Here is an 11,891-nt window from a genome sequence, read left to right as displayed (position 1 = left end):
GTTCAATTACTACGAAAATCTCTTTACACACTTCTCCTAATGCAAGTGAATTAACCTTTTTAATAATTAAAAAACCTGAATACAAATTAAAAGATAATAACTTAAATAAAGCAGCTATTTTAGAAGATATTCTAAGTATGCGATATTCAATACATCCTCTTCAGAAAGAAAACGAAAAAATAAAACTCTCCCTTATAAATCCAGATGCAATTTTAAAAGATGGTCTTTACGAACCAGTATTTGTTACGAACCGTGAAGAGAATTTACAAACTGTCTTCTTTGAAAAGGAAGGCAAGCAATTAATTTTATCAAACGGTAATGAAACAAATGATGAAATGACTTACGCAATCGTGGCTTTTAAAGATTGGAAACAAGTTGAAATATTTAACAATAGAAAAGTTGTTTATACTAAGGTTGCACCTGAAACAAGACAAATCTTTAATTTCACATTGCCTTCAGTGGATTAAGAAAGTAATTTTCAACTCGTCGCTTTTCCATTTCCTTTTAAAGTTAGCGAAGAAGATTATATCAGTCAACAAGCATTCAGTTCCTTTCGCATCGTAATTGAAAATGAAAATAAATAAGTTATACTGTGCACATTACAACAACCTAAAAAAGGCCTACTCACACGAGTAGGCTTTTGAAACTATGAAAGTTTCGTCAATAACTGATTTAAATCTTTTTTCGTTTTCGTCGTTAATGATTTCATTTTATTAATATCGATTTTTTCTTTCTCCGCTCCTACAATTAACGGATACATACTTTGACCGATTGTTTTAGAATCCGTCGGATGTGATGCTTCTAGCTCTTTTTCAATCACATCCCACTTTTCATTAATTTGTTTGCCAAGCTTATTCACTGCTTCCAATTTTGGATTAGCAGCTAACTGCTTGTCCAAGCTATCAATTAATGCTACAACTTCTTTAACATTCGTTTTCACAGCAACACTTTTCTTCGGATCTTTCGTTGTCTTTCCGTTATTGTTTGTGCTTGTACTTGTGCTTTGATCTGTTGTTTTCCCGCTAGTCGTTTGATCATTCGTTTTTCCTGTCGTCTCTTTTTCTTTTGTTTTTACATTTTCGTTTTGAGTTGACGTTTTGCCGTTACTTTCTGTCCCTGATGATTCTTTCGTATTTTTTGCATCCTTATCTGTTTTTTCATTTGAAGAAGTATTTGTTTCTTTTTCAGTATCTTTCGTTGTTTTTGACGCTTCATCTGCACTTGTCGTTTTTGCTTCTCCATCATTTTGCGCAGTTACTTGCTCTTTCTTTTCCGTTTCTTTATCTGCTGAAGGACTACAAGCTGCCATAGTAAGCATTGTACCAATTGTTATCGATGCGATAGCGACCTTTTTCATTTTCATATAAATCCCCCTATGTTTTACATAATTTATCCTCCCCTTTACGATTCGATTCCCCCTTAAAAAATCCCTTTTCATACGAATTATCATCTTTCCGACAGTAATCTTCATAATAATACGTACAAAAACTGATAAACTCATTTTAATATTCGAGTTTCTTCTACTTCATTTTTCTACTCGCAAGTAAAAGAAAAAGAGTATATTGTCACATTAAGAATTACTATCTTCATATGACGATATACTCTTCTATCAAATTTTTATCTTTCTTGACATTTTATTTATACAAAAAAAATAAAATTTTCTTTCGTTTTTTGTTTCTCAACATTTGTTAACATAATATTTTTATGAATAACCACCATTCGAGTGAATGACTTGCCCAGTAACCCATTTCGCTTCTTCACTTACTAAAAAAGAAATTAAGCGCGCAGCATCCACCGGTTCTCCTACTTTACCTTGCGGGAACTTCCATACTAAATGATGCTTCAGCTCCTCTGTAATCCATCCTGTATTCGTCGGTCCTGGATCTACAGCATTCACTGTAATCCCCTTCTCCATCGCAACTGGTGCTACTGACTTTGTAAATGCTTCGATTGCCCCTTTCGTTGCTGCATATGCTAGTTCATCTGGCATTGGACCTACTGACTGTCCTGAAGTAAGATTAATAATACTCCCGCCCGTTTTAAGTGAATAATGTTTTATAAACATTGAACTTAATAGCATAGTAGCCCGAACATTAACTGTATAATGTTTATCCAACTGCTCTACATCTAATTCCTCAATCCTCGTATGATTAGAATACACTGCATTATTAACTAGAATAGATGGATCACCTAACCGTTCTGATACCATATAAAACAAACGATTTGGCGAATAAGACTGCGATAAATTGATTTCTGCCATTTCACATCGAACATCGTAACTTTCAATTTCCTTTTTCAGCAAAAAGGGTTCTTGATCACTCATTCCCCATGGCATCGCTTTATCATACTTTGGCCAGTACGTGAAAAAAATGTCTATCCCCTTTTGAGCAAGCACCTTGCATACAGCTGCACCAATTCCATTCAGACGAGTTGCCCCTGTTACAATTGCTATTTTCTTCACCTTTTTCTCCTCCATCTATACACAGATCCCCTGTATGAATACAGAGGATCTATCTTCTTATTGAATATTTGACAGTATACGTTCAGCACCTAATTTTAACATTTTAATAAAGATATAATTTACAATCGTAAACATTACAAATAAAACGATAAACATAACCCACAGTCCGACATGAAGGAAGAAGTATAATACACTTACTCCCCCCACAATAATTAAAGCTATTAAAATATTAGCTAAAAAATTCCACAAAGTTGTATATCGACTTTTAAATAATTTCTGCTCTGTATCCCAATGAATATCTGCAGTTTGCGCGTCCCAGCGTGTTCCGATTAAATTAATTAATAACAACCCGTTCGCACTTAGTAAAAACCACAGTATCATAAAGACTGGAGAAATCCCAGCTACAACTGCCATCGTAATACCGAATACTGCTAAAATGATCACATTAATTAACCAAGCAGTGATTGCTTTCGCAAAAAAGATATCCGAAGCCTTTACTGGTAAATAACGATTCACAAACCAAGAGCTTCCATCTCGCGAAAATGACGTTGTTGCAATGACGTTACTACCCATTAAAAATAACGATGCACAAAGGCCAACACCAATTGCAAATCCCGTTGTCTCTGGATTGTTAATATACTCTGTAATAAACTTTAAATTTCCATCTTGCACAAATAAAATAAAGAACAACATAATTGGCATAACGAAAGTTTGTACAATGCAATTTAAGAAAAATTGTGGTGTACGGAATAACGTTTTAAATTCTTTTTTCACATACGCTTTTAAATGCGAACTTTGTACTGTTGATTTCTGTAAACCTTCCGCCGAAATAACTTGTTTCTTTGCTGTACTCGTTGAAAGTCCAATAACCCCTTTTAAATATGTACGCTCTGCTATGTAATAAAACAACACAAAGAAGACAAATGAAATAACTGCAAAGATTATTACATATAAAGGTCCCTTCCAATTTGCATTTTCTACTAATGCTACTGCTCCAAAATATGTAGTTGGAAAATAGTTTGTCATTTGTACTAAAAGAGAAGACTGGTTGTTTGCAAGGTAATCCGCAATTGCATCTTCAGAAAACGAACTTTTATTTTTCCACTGCAAAAATACGTTAATTCCTACAATAAATAGTATACTTACGATTCCAATAAATATATTTCCTCGGTCTTTATTTTTCGCTATATTTGTATACCTCATAATAACTGTCATCAGTAACGAAGCTAGTACTAACGGCACAATTGGGAAGAGTAAGTAAATGAAAATCATATATATGTAATATGTAATAAATGCGCCACTTTTTAAACCGTACGTAATAAAGATCGGTAATAAAATAAATGAACTCATTACGTATTGTGTAATTAATACTGTTAAAAATTTGGCTGAAATAATTTGCGCTGGTTTTAATGGTAATGGTAATAACATTTCAATGTCATTGCTGTAGTAAAATACAGTTAAAATGTTCGTAATACTCATTAAAAATACCCATATACTCGCAATCGCAAGTCCCATTGCGATAATCATTCCTGGATCTTGCCCTAAATGTATCATTCCCTCATACATTGCATGCGTGATAGAACCAAACAGTAAAAAGCCGACAAATAAAATAGCTGCAAATGAAAATACATACGCCCATCGCTTCTTCTTATCTGTTATAAAATCTGCATAATTTAATTTCAATAATACTTTCGTTAACGTCCAAATTTTACTCATTGCCCGTCATCTCCAAGAACATTTTTTCAAGTGATTCATTGGATTTAAAATGATCTCTCATTTCATCTAAATTCCCTTTAAACTGCAAATTCCCCTTATTAATAATAGCAACCCGGTCACATATTTTTTCCGCTACTTCTAATACGTGTGTAGAGAAAAATACAATCTTTCCTTTATCCGCATGTTCTCTCATCATTTCTTTTAAAATATATGCAGATTTCGGATCAAGCCCTGTTAACGGTTCATCTAAAATCCATACATCTGGCTCATGTACGAGCACACCAATAATAACGATTTTTTGTCTCATACCGTGCGAATAACTTTGAATTTGATCAGATAATGCATTATAAAGATCAAACTTCTTCGCTAAAGACTCTATTCGTTCTTGTCGTACTTCTTTCGGCACTTCATACATATCAGCCATAAAGTTTAAATATTCAATTCCTTTTAAACGTAAAAACATATCTGGACTATCTGGTACATAACCAAACGTCTTCTTCGCTTCCATCGGCTCTTCCATAATATTTTTTCCGTTAATCGTAATAGTCCCTTTGTCTACCCCGTGAATACCAGTAATCATCTTAATTGTCGTTGATTTACCCGCACCATTCGGTCCTAAAAATCCAAAGATTTCGCCGCTAGGCACAGATAAACTTAAGTCTTTTACTGCATAGGTAGACCCATTATAACTTTTTGACACATTCGTAATTTCAATCATTCCATCCAATCCTTTCCTTAATTACCAAATAACTATATTGATATTATAGCATACTTCTATTTTAAGATTTTTACATTTTTCAGTTTATTTAACCTTTAAAATAAATATACACCCCTAATCCAACAACTAAAACGACAGCTAGTATAATATAAATTATTGTTAAGCGTTTAATATTCCCCTTTGTCGCTTTGCTATAATTTGCATCACCATTCCGTCCAATTAACACCGTCGCAATGACAGTAATTACTACAAGTAATACAACGATCATGATCCAAGTTAGCATTTCTTCCTCCCCCTCCTTACAACCATTTTACAATATTATCCTCTTTATTTCGCAGCATATTTCCTCTTTTTACTATTATTATGAAGCAAACTGGAAAACTATTATTACCATTCCTATCCAATTGTGATATATTTATAACATAACGGACTTATTTCTAACAACATAAGGAGGAACTATCATGAAAACAACTTGGATAAAATATTTAGGATTTCTCGGTTTCTTCGGTTTCCTCGGATTTTTTTATGAAAAAGGATTGTTTACTATGTTCTGTTTCTTCTCCTTTTTCACATCGTATAGAACAGTTCAACACGATGAACTGTTTGAACAAATTGTCAATAAATCGTGTCGCAATGCATTTATCGTTACGTTATTAACTACCACAATCATTATGTTTATTGAAATGTTATTTCCAAACCCTACGCTACAAGAGATTGATATCGCTCTTATTTTTGGCACACTCATTCTTACATTCGGCTTTTCTATGTTCTTTTTCGATAAACCAATTGATGAAATGGAAGATGCACCATGGCGTTCGTAACGAGAATAAAAGAATACCGTGCCAAATTGAACATAACACAAGAAGATTTAGCAAAGAGCGTTGGTGTGCGACGTGAAACAATTAGTCATCTCGAAAAAGGTAAATACAATCCTTCCTTACAACTTGCTCACGATATAGCGAAGGCACTACATAGTACGATTGATGAGATTTTTATTTTTGAGGATAAATAAAAAATACCGTCATTCTTTCCAAGAAGAATGACGGTATTTCTCATTGATTATCCATATAAAACCGCATGAAATACGCCTAATAGTAAGTATTGATCCTGAATGTAATCTTCATCATATACATTCATCTCAATGTAATACATATCTTCCTCAAGACGAATATTCCAATCTGCAATTACATAGCCCTTTCGTAATAACTTTCCCATTCCAAATGAAGTTTTATGAACAACATATTCTTCTGCCTTATATGTAAAGGTAAATAAGAAATTTGCATCCAATAACTTTCCGTCACATACAAGTATTTCATGCTCTGCATCATGATTATCTTTGTACATTACTAAAATCCTTCTTTGGCGCTGCCTACTTACATCCTTTGCAATGACGCGAATATTGTCCTTACTATCCTTTATTTCATAAATAATATTACTACCAATTTTCGGAATAAAATCCAGCACTCTCATCAGCGTATTTTTATAATAGCCCCTTACTACACCTACTTGCTCACTTCCATTATAAACCTCTATCGGTGTCGTATCTGCTTTACTATCACACGGTCGTTTGTAAGAGAGCTGCATCATTCGCTCTCCTCTTAAGTACTGATCAAACGTCACAGGATATTCTATCATGCGCAGTTCTTTATTTAACTCATACAAATAGCGTTGAACACTCTCTATTAATGTTGTAGTAGCTATACGCTCTTGAAGTTCAAATTCTTGCCAGTTGGAAAAAACATTCCATTGATTATGATCCTCTTCGTAGAAGAAACTAAGAATTACCTCTTCACGGTCAGCCGTTTCATATTTCATAGGCACGTTCTGCCCATGTTGAACTTGTTCCATCCACTGACCTAAATAAATCCCCAGCTCTGCAACCTTCATACATGATTTTTGAAAAAATACGCTGTCACTCGCGCAAATCGTTACATCTCCTTCGATAAAGCCCTTTGAATAAGCATCATACCGTGGCTCATCCTTCTGCGGGAGATTCTTGTCTAACTCAAATAAAAACTTTAACATTCTTTATTCACCTCTAGTTGTTACACTAATCATACATGACATCGCATCACGCTAGGAAACTATTTATATACGCATATTTAATTCACGCATTATAACACGTGAATGACCTTGTATAGTAGCTCTATTTTTTTGTTCTATATCTTAGTATATGAATTTATATCAACGATTTTTCAAATATATCGATTTTTCGACAAATATCAGCACAATTAAAATGAAGCTACCTTTTCTTCAGCCACTTCTACAATTTCTAAAATTTGTAGCAGACTCTCCACTTCATAAGTCGGATTAACACTCGTCTTATTCTCTTTCAAACTCGGATTATACCAACACGTATCAATGCCGAAGTCTTCTCCGCCTTTCATATCAGAAGTTAGCGAATCTCCGACCATTAGTACACTTGATTTATCCGTAATTCCAAATTTCTCAAATGCATAATCAAAAATCTCACGCGCTGGTTTTTGATGACCAACTTCTTCAGAAATAATAATGTGATCAAAGAAATTACATAAAGGCGAATTTCCGATTCTTGATTGTTGCACCTTCGTATATCCATTCGTAATAATACCTAACTTGCAATCTTGAAGATTTTCACATAATTGTACTGCGCCTTCTATAAGATGTACTTCCTTCCCTAAATTTTCAAGGTATACATCACTAAATTGCTGCGCATCTACGGCTATATTATGAAGTGCAAATAATTGTCTAAATCGCTCTACGGCTAATTCACTTAGCGTAATCATTTTATTTTCTAAATCTCTCCATAATCCATTACTAATCTCTTTATAACTTGCAAGATGATCATTATACCCTGTAGGCATGCCAAACTGTACAAACGCATTATGTAATGCGTGTCTTTCCGTTTCAGGGAAATCTAATAATGTATCGTCTACGTCGAATAATATAAATTTGTATTTCATGATGTTCTCCTCAATTCCTATTTTAAAAGCTTCGTTCTCATTTATGTCGTGATGAAGCGCTTTAACCCGCTCTTTATAGAATACACCTTTATCTTTTATTTTCAAATGTGCTATAAATAAATTTGCTAGCATGACTGCTGTATCTAGTCTATAAAATAAACTAACAATATGAGGAGTAACATTAAAGATACTATCATTCTTATATCCATCTTTAAATTCATCCCAACTAACCTCATTTGTTTCAGCTATTCTCATAAGCTCCAGCAATGGATGACCAATTAAAGCATTATCCCAATCAACTATTGCTTTAACTTCTCCATTATACCCGATTAAATTGGCTGGTCGAATGTCCATATGTAATAAACATTTTACATGATCTGCTGTACTAAGAATATATTCAATTGTTTTTGTATCCGGAAGATTAATTTTGCAGTTCGTGATTGTATTAAACCCTTCTATCCGTTTCACAATTCGTTCTGCTATATACTTACTAATAGGCTCTCTAATATTTTGTTTGTAATACAAACCATCAATTGGCATACTATGAAGATTGCTCACTAACTCCCCTATTTTGCATGCGGAAATTGGCATATGATCAGCATACACACAATCCGAAATTAAAAAATCAAGTTCGGTTGAAAGATGCAATCCGTGTATCCTTGGTACTGGAATACCTTTTGAATGACAATACTTAGACAGCTCCGCTTCCTTTTGCAACGAAATCCGACTGTTAAATAAGTCTTCATTTATATTTTCCACTTCTCTTTCCCACGGTACTCGAAATGCCAAAGACCCCTTTTCTGAATCTCCTTGAAAAACAATATTTTGCACTCCCGTTCCAATCACCTTTAAATCTTGAATAGCTAGTTCCTTATACTCTTGACTTAGTATTGTTGCCAGCTTCTCTCTTAACCCCTCTGCTTTTACACGTGTATGAATCATTTTATCCCCCGATTCTTAAGTTCTTTTCATCCATTTTCTCCTCTGTGCACAACATCCTCATTAACAAAATTATAGCAACAATAGTAAAAGGAGGCTAATCCGCTCAGCCTCCTTCTCATTATTAATCTTCTAGCAATAACTCTTTCATTTCCTCTAACGACTCTTTCGTAAAGCCAAGAGCTTTTTCAGCGTATGCTTCAACTGATCCGTATTGCTTTTGAATTTCACCAATCGCAGCTTGCAAGTATTCAGCACGTGCTTCAAACATTGCACCTAATATCGCTCTGCTCTCATCGTTTTGTAATTTCGCACCTAAAAAGGCCATCATTTTTTCATTTAGCTTTTCACGGAATCCGTTACTTAGTAAGTAGTCTTCCATTACTGTTTTTTCTGGTACACCTAGTAAAAGTAGTAATAATGCTGAACCAAATCCAGTACGATCTTTTCCAGCTGTACAGTGGTTTACTAACGGTAAGTTTTCCGGGTTTTGCGCTAAGTTTAAGAAGCTCACGAATGCCTCGTTACCACTTACGAAATCTTGATTCATTTTCACAAGATACTCACCTGGTTTTCCTAACATAGAAAGGTCACCAACTTGGAAAAACTCATTTATATTTAAGTCTTTCGCTAAGTCTTGCATAACTGGTAAGCACACTTGACGAGCACCCGTAATTTCTGGATTCGGCTTATGCTTCACTTCAAAGTCTGTACGGTAATCGCAAATTAACTTTAAACCAGACTTTTGTAAATAGGCAATATCCCATTCAGTTAGCCCTGCTAATTCTTCAGAGCGGTATAATTTGCCCCATTTTACTTTACGGCCTTCAGTCGTTTCATATCCTCCCATATCACGGAAGTTAAACGCACCTTGTAATGGCAATCTACGCTCGGCTACTGTTACTGCTTGTCCATTACTTCCTACTAATCTAAAATATGGACGTTCATTTTCACTGGGGTTTTCAATTGTATATGATAATTCCCCATTTACTGTTGCAAGTAATTCTCCATTTTCTTCAATATGATCTGGTGAAGTACTCCAATAAATACGAACTTCTTCTATATTATTTTCCCACTTTATTTGTAACGTATTATCTTTATTTCTTTCTACAGTTGCTTGTAACCAATTTCTTTGCTGTCCCATTCTTTCACCAACGCTTTCTCATATAATCGAATCTCACTCTATTGTATTATACAAATATCTACTTTGTCGTTCTCATTTTTCTTTTTATCTTACAAACAGGCGAAAAGTTCTTTTACTTGTTCAAAATTTGTACAAGGGTTCTCACTAGATGTGTCCCAGATTATATCCTAAAACTTCCTTACATACCGCTCAGTACAACTCAGCAGCTGACATCCATTCTTTTCAAAAACATCCTTCATCCATTCATTTTGTATATTTGTCTCACCAATATAATAAGATGCACCTATTTCCTTTAAGACAAACATCGCACCTGCAAATAATGCCGCTTCATATCCCTTATTACGCATATTTGGAGTAACTGCGCAGTACATAAGTTTCCCTTCTTCTAACGTACCTCTTTCAATATGCGGGATTACAATTCCTATCTGCTTTTCATCGACACTCGCTGTTAAGCAATGTTCTTTCCATTGCTCACCAATTTCTTGTAGCATCATATGCACAAATTGATCATGAGCGACTAGTTCTCCCGTCGCTTCATTCCACAGTGAATAAAAAGCCTCTTCTCCAACTTCTTCAATAAGCTTAAAATCCATTTCACTTTCTACATCTTCTACTTCATATATATCTTTAAATACAATCATGTTTTCCGTAACATATTCAAATGAATACGTTTCAAAACATTTTTTATACACATCATAATTTGGACTTTTTGAAGAGATTTCAAAATGTAGTTTTTCTAATCCATCTTTTTTAGCTTCAGCAACGCAATATTGCATCATTTCCTCTAATTGCTCTTCTGTAAAAATCTCTGCATTATTTTCTTTTATCATAATAGAAGAAGCATTTCTTCTTATTTTAAAATATTTTTCTAACTGTTCTATCGTCGTCATATTCTTCCCTCATCTATATCATACTCGAATTTCTAATCGTTCTCCTTGCATGAGCAGGATTGTCCTTGAATATATAGAATACTAGAAAAGATCGCATCTTTAAAGTGCGGAGGAGGTTCTCCAGTGGATATTACAGCATTGCAACAACAGTTAGAGCTTATACAACAAAATGACTATACGCAACTACAGCATATAGACGTAAATGAGTTAACTTTGAACATGCTTCAGTATATCGGAACGACTGATAGCTACGTTCGTTACCAACTTATATATAAATGTTTTGCGCATTTCATTCATCATGAATTCCTTATGGATGATCAGCTGAAATTACTTCTGCAAACTTGTTTAAGTGATGAGTATTTATATTGTGACATTTACTCCCCACATTCAGATGGGGTTTTCACACGTTCTTACACTATTTCGTTAATTGCGTTAATACTCCAATTTGCTAATTCGCACTACTTTTGTACAGAGGAGGATATCGAAGAAATAAAAAACAAACTCATTACATACACAAACTTAGAAACGGATTTTCGGGGCTATATCGAAAATAAAGGATGGGCTCATTGTCTTGCTCACGTATCTGATGCCTTTACTGAAATTGTTCATAATACGTATACAACTTTTGAATGGTACGAAGAATTAATTCATTGTTTATTAAATAAAATCTTTATTCCATCTGACCTTTTTCATAATAACGAAGATGAACGCATTGTTACTCCATTACTAGCAATGCTGTATCATGATTTTCCTCAAAACGAGTTAATTTCTATTATTCATAAAAAAATAAAAAGGCTTCCTCAAATTAGAAAACGCCTTTCGCTTAATGAGTATTGTATTTTATGTGCCAATATTAAAACCTTTTTACGCACATTATTTTTCAGAACGAAAGATGACCATAACTTAGCCTTTACAGCACGTAAAACAGAAAGAATGTTAAAAGAACTTCCTAACTATTATTAAATACAAGGAGCAATGACATGGGTTATATTGAAGATATGAGAAATCTAGTAGGAAATCATCCACTTATTTTAATAGGATCACACGCTATTATATTAAATGAAAAAGATGAAGTATTGCT

At 34.1% G+C, this 11,891-nt stretch carries 12 protein-coding genes and 3 pseudogenes; 5 read left to right on the top strand and 10 right to left on the bottom strand.

Annotation, left to right across the window (positions count from 1 at the left end):
- A pseudogene (locus ABWK52_RS19345) lies at nucleotides 1-584 on the top strand (hypothetical protein); the annotation flags it as partial.
- A 62-nt stretch (nucleotides 585-646) separates the two neighbouring features.
- On the opposite strand, the gene ABWK52_RS19340 reads toward ABWK52_RS19345, so the two are convergent.
- The 5 genes from ABWK52_RS19340 to ABWK52_RS19320 form a co-directional block, all read right to left on the bottom strand.
- Complete coding sequence (locus ABWK52_RS19340) at nucleotides 647-1,363, bottom strand: hypothetical protein (RefSeq protein ID WP_098507770.1); 717 nt, start codon at nucleotides 1,361-1,363, stop codon at nucleotides 647-649.
- 339 nt (nucleotides 1,364-1,702) lie between these two features.
- Nucleotides 1,703-2,461, bottom strand: a complete 759-nt coding sequence (locus tag ABWK52_RS19335; RefSeq protein WP_002101122.1) for an SDR family oxidoreductase — start codon at nucleotides 2,459-2,461, stop codon at nucleotides 1,703-1,705.
- 57 nt (nucleotides 2,462-2,518) lie between these two features.
- Entirely contained in the window at nucleotides 2,519-4,177 is a 1,659-nt protein-coding gene (locus tag ABWK52_RS19330) for a putative ABC transporter permease subunit (RefSeq protein ID WP_000036884.1), read from the bottom strand.
- The gene (locus ABWK52_RS19325; protein ID WP_000570204.1) at nucleotides 4,170-4,895 is read right to left on the bottom strand and encodes an ABC transporter ATP-binding protein; all 726 of its coding nucleotides are present in this window, start codon (nucleotides 4,893-4,895) and stop codon (nucleotides 4,170-4,172) included. Before ABWK52_RS19325 ends, ABWK52_RS19330 begins: the two co-directional genes overlap by 8 nt.
- Nucleotides 4,896-4,983: 88 nt before the next feature.
- Nucleotides 4,984-5,178: a hypothetical protein gene (locus ABWK52_RS19320; RefSeq protein WP_065703628.1), complete on the bottom strand. Its 195-nt coding sequence runs from the start codon at nucleotides 5,176-5,178 to the stop codon at nucleotides 4,984-4,986.
- A 178-nt stretch (nucleotides 5,179-5,356) separates the two neighbouring features.
- On the opposite strand from ABWK52_RS19320, the gene ABWK52_RS19315 reads away from it, so the two are divergent.
- Together ABWK52_RS19315 and ABWK52_RS19310 are read left to right on the top strand one after the other, a co-directional pair.
- Nucleotides 5,357-5,716: a DUF3796 domain-containing protein gene (locus ABWK52_RS19315; RefSeq protein ID WP_000859225.1), complete on the top strand. Its 360-nt coding sequence runs from the start codon at nucleotides 5,357-5,359 to the stop codon at nucleotides 5,714-5,716.
- Nucleotides 5,704-5,907 carry a helix-turn-helix transcriptional regulator gene (locus tag ABWK52_RS19310; RefSeq protein WP_098541100.1) on the top strand — a complete coding sequence of 68 codons (204 nt, stop codon included), beginning with the start codon at nucleotides 5,704-5,706 and terminating at the stop codon, nucleotides 5,905-5,907. The genes ABWK52_RS19315 and ABWK52_RS19310 overlap by 13 nt, the downstream gene beginning before the upstream one ends.
- Before the next feature lie 47 nt (nucleotides 5,908-5,954).
- On the opposite strand, the gene ABWK52_RS19305 is transcribed toward ABWK52_RS19310, so the two are convergent.
- The 5 genes and pseudogenes from ABWK52_RS19305 to ABWK52_RS19285 form a co-directional block, all read right to left on the bottom strand.
- The gene (locus tag ABWK52_RS19305) at nucleotides 5,955-6,920 is read right to left on the bottom strand and encodes a tubby C-terminal domain-like protein (RefSeq protein ID WP_016111551.1); all 966 of its coding nucleotides are present in this window, start codon (nucleotides 6,918-6,920) and stop codon (nucleotides 5,955-5,957) included.
- A gap of 206 nt (nucleotides 6,921-7,126) precedes the next feature.
- Nucleotides 7,127-7,837 (bottom strand): YjjG family noncanonical pyrimidine nucleotidase, encoded by a 711-nt coding sequence (locus tag ABWK52_RS19300; protein ID WP_000875414.1) that lies wholly within the window; start codon nucleotides 7,835-7,837, stop codon nucleotides 7,127-7,129.
- A 30-nt stretch (nucleotides 7,838-7,867) separates the two neighbouring features.
- Nucleotides 7,868-8,779, bottom strand: a pseudogene (locus ABWK52_RS19295) (phosphotransferase family protein); the annotation flags it as partial.
- A gap of 121 nt (nucleotides 8,780-8,900) precedes the next feature.
- Nucleotides 8,901-9,920 (bottom strand): tyrosine-protein phosphatase, encoded by a 1,020-nt coding sequence (locus ABWK52_RS19290; RefSeq protein WP_000531496.1) that lies wholly within the window; start codon nucleotides 9,918-9,920, stop codon nucleotides 8,901-8,903.
- Between the two features lie 167 nt (nucleotides 9,921-10,087).
- Entirely contained in the window at nucleotides 10,088-10,810 is a 723-nt protein-coding gene (locus ABWK52_RS19285; protein ID WP_098541102.1) for a GNAT family N-acetyltransferase, read from the bottom strand.
- Nucleotides 10,811-10,933: 123 nt separating this feature from the next.
- On the opposite strand from ABWK52_RS19285, the gene ABWK52_RS19280 reads away from it, so the two are divergent.
- Together ABWK52_RS19280 and ABWK52_RS19275 are read left to right on the top strand one after the other, a co-directional pair.
- A complete protein-coding gene (locus ABWK52_RS19280; RefSeq protein ID WP_000355449.1) occupies nucleotides 10,934-11,773 on the top strand; it encodes a DUF2785 domain-containing protein in 840 nt (279 codons plus the stop codon).
- 17 nt (nucleotides 11,774-11,790) lie between these two features.
- Nucleotides 11,791-11,891 (top strand): annotated as a pseudogene (locus ABWK52_RS19275) (NUDIX hydrolase); the annotation flags it as partial.

This window comes from Bacillus sp. AP50 (assembly GCF_040492675.1).
GTDB classification, from domain to species: Bacteria; Bacillota; Bacilli; order Bacillales; family Bacillaceae_G; genus Bacillus_A; species Bacillus_A cereus.
The sequence above is the reverse complement of the archived record's forward strand: the minus strand, read 5'-3'. Positions and strand labels throughout refer to the sequence as shown.

What these genes read in the sequence shown, in the direction of transcription:
- ABWK52_RS19340 (WP_098507770.1), bottom strand. Translation starts at nt 1,363, where the DNA reads ATGAAAATGAAAAAGGTCGCTATCGCATCGATAACAATTGGTACAATG.
- ABWK52_RS19330 (WP_000036884.1), bottom strand. Translation starts at nt 4,177, where the DNA reads ATGAGTAAAATTTGGACGTTAACGAAAGTATTATTGAAATTAAATTAT.
- ABWK52_RS19325 (WP_000570204.1), bottom strand. Translation starts at nt 4,895, where the DNA reads ATGATTGAAATTACGAATGTGTCAAAAAGTTATAATGGGTCTACCTAT.
- ABWK52_RS19320 (WP_065703628.1), bottom strand. Translation starts at nt 5,178, where the DNA reads ATGCTAACTTGGATCATGATCGTTGTATTACTTGTAGTAATTACTGTC.
- ABWK52_RS19315 (WP_000859225.1), top strand. Translation starts at nt 5,357, where the DNA reads ATGAAAACAACTTGGATAAAATATTTAGGATTTCTCGGTTTCTTCGGT.
- ABWK52_RS19310 (WP_098541100.1), top strand. Translation starts at nt 5,704, where the DNA reads ATGGCGTTCGTAACGAGAATAAAAGAATACCGTGCCAAATTGAACATA.
- ABWK52_RS19305 (WP_016111551.1), bottom strand. Translation starts at nt 6,920, where the DNA reads ATGTTAAAGTTTTTATTTGAGTTAGACAAGAATCTCCCGCAGAAGGAT.
- ABWK52_RS19300 (WP_000875414.1), bottom strand. Translation starts at nt 7,837, where the DNA reads ATGAAATACAAATTTATATTATTCGACGTAGACGATACATTATTAGAT.
- ABWK52_RS19290 (WP_000531496.1), bottom strand. Translation starts at nt 9,920, where the DNA reads ATGGGACAGCAAAGAAATTGGTTACAAGCAACTGTAGAAAGAAATAAA.
- ABWK52_RS19285 (WP_098541102.1), bottom strand. Translation starts at nt 10,810, where the DNA reads ATGACGACGATAGAACAGTTAGAAAAATATTTTAAAATAAGAAGAAAT.